A 3,427-nucleotide genomic window follows, 5' to 3' on the forward strand; every position below is an offset into this window, starting at 1 on the left:
GGAGTGAAGGGCGCCTCCCCGGTGGATCATGCGGCGGGATGGAATCCGAGTCCGACCATGACGGTAGGGGCCGGGGGCCTTGAAAGCGGCGTCGTGGCGCGCCGGGATTGGCTGGACGGGGCCATGGATCGGTTGCAAGCGCGGTTGAACCGGTGCACTTGCGTGGAGGAATTTGTCGGGACCGCAAGCCGGAGCGAGGCGGGGGTCGCGCTCTACTATGGTGCCCTGCATGCGGTGCGGCACAACTCGCTCTCCTCCCCTCTAATCGCTGGAGGCGTGATGCTGTTGTTGCGGCAGGTGACCACAGAAGATCCGGATCGGCGTGATCGGCGCTGGCAATATCGGCGGCACCATCGGGACCCTGTGGGTCAAGGACTGGCACGAGGTGATGTTCGCCTCGCGTCACCCGGAGACTCTCGCGTCCATGGTCTCGGAACTCGGGCCGCTACAACGCGCTCGCGCAGATCGACTGATAAAGGTGATGGCATTGCCGCCTCCTTAACCGGTCAACGCGGCAACCCCGGCTCCGTCGCAACGCCTCCGGGAACAGCTCTAGAAGTTTCCCCGGGACGCCTCCTGCAAGATCAGCTTGTCCAGTGTTAAGTCGGCGATAGCTTTCCTGAGACGCTGGTTCTCCGTCTCAAGATCCTTCATCCGCTTCACTTGATCCGACTTCAGGCTGCCGTACTCCTTGCGCCAGCGATAGTACGTCACCTCGGTCACGCCGATCGCCCTGATCGACGCGGCGACGCGGCGACGCGGCGACGCTCTGTCCTTGTGAGACCAGCACGTCGACCTGACGCAGCTTGCTCACGATCTCCTCGGGCTTGGGTCGTTGGGCCATCGGTTCCGTCCTCTGTCGGCTCAAAAGCCATACTTCAGGGCGGACCACTCCCAAGGGGGCCGATCAGATCGAGGCCGTCAATGCCCGGCTGAACCGGTTGGAATGTGAGGCGAGCGAGCCAGGACCACGACTTGAGAGGTTCACGCCGAACGGCAGCGCCGAGATGACAATACCGCTACGGTGAGACCTCCGGCGACGAGCGCACTACGCCTCAGCAACGTCCTTCGCCTTCCGCGGTCGGCCAGCACGCTTCGGCTTGTCGGAGACAGTCTCGGTGCCCTCGGCGGCTTTCGCAGCCGCCTTCCGGCGGTTGTTTCCGAGGCCGAGGCTCTTGGCGAGCGCAGACCGCTGCGCCGAGTAGCTGGCGGCCGTCGAGGGGTAGTCCCGCGGCAGGCCGAAGCGCTCCCGGTACTGCTCGATGGTCATCCCGGCGCCGGTCAGGTGACGCTTCAGGGTCTTGTACGGCTTGCCGTCGATGAAGCTGATCAACGCGTCCGGCGTGATCGACTTCCGGATCTGGGAAGGGGTGAGCTTCTCAGCCGAAGGAGCGCTGGCGGGGCTACCCTGACCGAGGCCCGTGAGTGCGGCGTGCGTGCTGGCGATCAGAGCCCCGATCTCGCTGGGCTGGATATGGTTGTTCGACACGTAGGCTGCGATAAGGGTCGTCGTCAGTTCGGCGTAGTCGATGCCTTCCGGCTCGATCGTCTCAACGATTGCGTCCACGATGCACCTGCTCATAAGAGGCAGAACACCTGTACCGGCCGGCCCCATAAATCAACGCGTATTAAGCGCTCATCCTCCTGCAAAAGAAGAAATCTCTAGCTCGCCATTGCTCGCATCTCAGGCGCACCTCCGCGCAGCACGTAGCCGCGGCCCCAAACGGTTTCGATGTAGTTCTTGCCCTGACTGGCGTTGGCGAGCTTCTTGCGCAGTTTGCAGATGAACACATCGATGATCTTCAGCTCCGGCTCGTCCAAGCCGCCGTAGAGGTGGTTGAGGAACATCTCCTTGGTGATCGTCATGCCCATCCGCAGACCGAGAAGTTCCAGCATCTGGTACTCCTTGCCGGTGAGCGGGATGCGATTACCGCCTACCCTGGCCATCTTCTCGTCGAGGTCGGTTAGCAGATCGCCCATCTCAAATACCGACTAGGCGTGAGCCTACGAGCGGCGCACGATGGCGTGGATGCGCGCGATCAGCTCGTCCTTGTGAAAGGGTTTTGAGAGGTAGTCGTCCGCCCCGAAGCCGAGCCCCTTCACCTTGTCCTCGATGCTGCTCATGCCGGAGAGGATGAGGACCGGCGTCTTGATCTTGGCGGCGCGCAGCGAGCGCAGCACCTCGTACCCAGACATGTCGGGCAGGTTCAGATCGAGGAGGATGATGTCATAATCGTAAAGCTTGCCGAGATCGACGCCCTCCTCACCGAGGTCGGTGGTGTAGGTATTGAAATTCTCGGACTTGAGCATCAACTCGATGCTCTGCGCGACGGTAGCATCGTCTTCGATCAACAGAACGCGCATGATAGCACCTCGATGTTAGGTGCTTCATACTTTCTCAACGATACTAAACCGTTAATAACCGATTATGTTGTTCAATGCTCGGTCACAACCCGCACAACCCACTCCTCGGCGGTCAGTGCGGGCCTGGAAAGGCACAGCACGCCGTTGCTGATGGTCTCCTACACCCGCCACGATCCGCCGCCAGTTCTCGTGGTCTTGTAGCCGCTCAAGCCCTCGGTCGACTTCGGCGGGGCCTTCGGCGCGATGCCAGGGCGGGCGCGGTCAAGAAGCTGTCCTACGAGGGCGATGCTGTCGACTTGATCGTCGTGAACGTCCGCGGGGAAGCGCAGCGGTCTGTTCTCACGCAGGGATCTGCTCGATACCGGCTGTGTTCTCCTCGGCGACATGGTTTTGACGGTGTCGAAACGCACTCAGGGCTTGGTAGACCTGCAGTCTCGCTCGCATCACTGACCCGAGCGGCCGATGCGCTGTCAGGCTGTGGGCGGGGCGGAAGGTCATCATCTCGTCGAAGTAGCGCACACGATCCGGTCCGTAGGCATCCTGGCGCGGCAGGCGCAGTGTTGCGATAGTTCGGTACGGACTGATCGACACCGGCCAGTCGACCGAGGCGTCCTCGATCGGCTGCCGATCCGCGTCTGACCACAGCTGCGCCTTCAGCTCAAACACCACATCGTGCTCGCGAAAGAAGTCGATCGCCGCGTGGCGGAAGCCGTCCTCGTCCACGTGCGGGTCGAGGCGCCACTCGGATAGGGCACGTTGTTCCCCCGGGGCTGGCACGGCACCGAGCTTGGCCACGTAGTCACCGAAGCGGATCGGCGCCTGGCTGAAGTAGCTGTCGGCCAGCGGGTGGCTGTAGGGATGGCCGAAGAAATCGGCGAACGCACTCTCCGTCCCGAAGGCGTGAAGGGCCTTATTGAGATTGCGCATCGTCGATGAGATGGCGCTCTTGACGCCCTCGGGCAGGCCTGTCGATTTGCCGATGACGGTACCGTCACGCAGGAAGCCCGCCGCGGTGCCTGACGGGAAGGTGGTGCCGGTTGCCAGCACCAAGTCCTGCGTATCG

Annotated in this window: 2 protein-coding genes and 3 pseudogenes; 1 reads left to right on the forward strand and 4 read right to left on the reverse strand. The window is 62.4% G+C overall.

What is annotated here, in order from left to right; translation table 11 throughout:
* Nucleotides 1-304: 304 nt before the first annotated feature.
* Nucleotides 305-457, forward strand: a pseudogene (locus tag MKK69_RS00025) (NAD(P)-binding domain-containing protein); the annotation flags it as partial.
* 104 nt (nucleotides 458-561) lie between these two features.
* On the opposite strand, the pseudogene MKK69_RS00030 reads toward MKK69_RS00025, so the two are convergent.
* The 4 genes and pseudogenes from MKK69_RS00030 to MKK69_RS00045 all read right to left on the reverse strand — a co-directional run.
* A pseudogene (locus MKK69_RS00030) lies at nucleotides 562-844 on the reverse strand (transposase); the annotation flags it as partial.
* 204 nt (nucleotides 845-1,048) lie between these two features.
* A complete protein-coding gene (locus tag MKK69_RS00035; RefSeq protein ID WP_409564757.1) occupies nucleotides 1,049-1,582 on the reverse strand; it encodes a MucR family transcriptional regulator in 534 nt (177 codons plus the stop codon).
* An 80-nt stretch (nucleotides 1,583-1,662) separates the two neighbouring features.
* Nucleotides 1,663-2,364: pseudogene (gene ctrA / locus MKK69_RS00040) on the reverse strand (response regulator transcription factor CtrA).
* A 339-nt stretch (nucleotides 2,365-2,703) separates the two neighbouring features.
* A partial coding sequence (locus MKK69_RS00045) for a catalase family protein (protein ID WP_243964587.1) occupies nucleotides 2,704-3,427 on the reverse strand: 724 nt, incomplete at its 5' end.

It is taken from the genome of Methylobacterium sp. J-026 (assembly GCF_022829585.1).
Classification (GTDB): Bacteria; Pseudomonadota; Alphaproteobacteria; order Rhizobiales; family Beijerinckiaceae; genus Methylobacterium.

What these genes read in the sequence shown, in the direction of transcription:
- MKK69_RS00035 (WP_409564757.1), bottom strand. Translation starts at nt 1,582, where the DNA reads ATGAGCAGGTGCATCGTGGACGCAATCGTTGAGACGATCGAGCCGGAA.